Genomic DNA, 1440 nt, shown 5'->3' on the forward strand with positions numbered 1-1440 from the left:
GGTCACGTCCCGCCGGTTGGTGTAATTCATCGTCACCGTGCGGGTCAGCTGATTTGATTATGCGGCAATGAGCTCGGGAACGGGAATCACCCCCGTCAGGGCGCTGGCGTCGGGGAGGGTGAGGGCGGCGTTGAAGGCGGTCAACTGGCGCATGGAGTCCTCGGAGAGGTAGCGGCGGGAGCCTGCCTCCCACTCGTCGTGTTGCTCGACCAGGACGGCACCTGCGAGGCGGAGCAGGGCGGCCGGGTTGGGGAACACACCGACGACATCGGTCCTGCGCTTGATTTCCTTATTTAAGCGCTCGAGTGGATTTGTCGACCACACCTGTCGCCAGTGTTTGGGCGGGAATCCGCAGAAGGCGAGGATGTCGGCGCGCGCGTCGTGGAGCATCTTGGCGACTTTCGGGTGAGAGCGTTCGAGCATGCGGGTGACCTCGTCGAACTGGGCCTGAACGTGCGTCGCGTCGGGCTGGGCGAAGATGGTGCGGATGACAGCGGCGACCATGTCCTGGCTGGCGCGCGGGACAATGGAGAGAACATTTCTCATGAAGTGGACCCTGCAGCGTTGCCACGCGGCACCTTGAAAGACGGTGCTGATGGCCTTCTTCAACCCCGAGTGTGCGTCGGAGATCACGAGTTTGACGCCGTCCAGCCCCCGGGATTTCAAGGACCGCAGGAACTCGGTCCAGAAGATCTCATTCTCGCTGTCGCCGACGTCAAAACCGAGGACCTCGCGGCGGCCGTCAGCGGCCACGCCGATGGCGACGACCATGGCCTGGGAGATGACGCGGTGGTTGACTCGGGCCTTGCAATACGTCGCGTCGAGGAACACGTAGGGGTAGCCCGTCACGCCGAGATCACGGCCACGGAACGTGGCCACTTCCCCGTCGAGATCCGCGCAAATCCGGGATACTTCGGACTTGGAGATGCCAGTATCCGCGCCGAGGGCTTTGACCAGGTCGTCGACTTTGCGGGTCGAGACGCCGTGCAGGTAAGCCTCCATAATCACGGCGAACAGGGCTTGGTCCACTCGCCGGCGTCGCTCCAGAAGCGCCGGGAAGAAGGAGCCCTGGCGCAGCTTGGGGATCTTCAGATGCAGGTCCCCGGCCGTGGTCGTCAAGACGCGCGGGCGGGTGCCGTTGCGTTGGTTGGTGCGATCGTCAGAACGCTCAAACGGGGCCGCGCCGATGTGGGCGGTGGCTTCCGCGTTGATGAGTTCTTGGTAGAGCGTTTCGGTCACCATTCGGATTCGATCGGTGACATTGGTGAGCTTGAGTTCCGAGAGGAGCGCGAGCAGGGCAGACTGGTCTAGAGCCATCGTGTGATGTGTCTTTCTGTGAGGAACTTTGAACGGTTCTCACTGACCATCGCACGGTGGTTCGTTACGTTGTTATTCCAACGATCGAACCCCGGGAATTACACCACTGCACGGGACGTGACC

Annotated in this window: 1 protein-coding gene; it reads right to left on the reverse strand. The window is 62.4% G+C overall.

The features are described 5' to 3' along the window. Window positions 1-57: 57 nt before the first annotated feature. Window positions 58-1317 (reverse strand): IS256 family transposase, encoded by a 1260-nt coding sequence (locus tag E3O11_RS15255; RefSeq protein ID WP_092453277.1) that lies wholly within the window; start codon window positions 1315-1317, stop codon window positions 58-60. Between the last annotated feature and the right edge of the window lie 123 nt (window positions 1318-1440).

This window comes from Cryobacterium levicorallinum (assembly GCF_004402405.1).
Taxonomy (GTDB): Bacteria; Actinomycetota; Actinomycetes; order Actinomycetales; family Microbacteriaceae; genus Cryobacterium; species Cryobacterium levicorallinum.

Excerpts from the sequence above, each read along its gene's own strand:
- E3O11_RS15255 (WP_092453277.1), bottom strand. The coding sequence starts at position 1,317 with ATGGCTCTAGACCAGTCTGCCCTGCTCGCGCTCCTCTCGGAACTCAAG.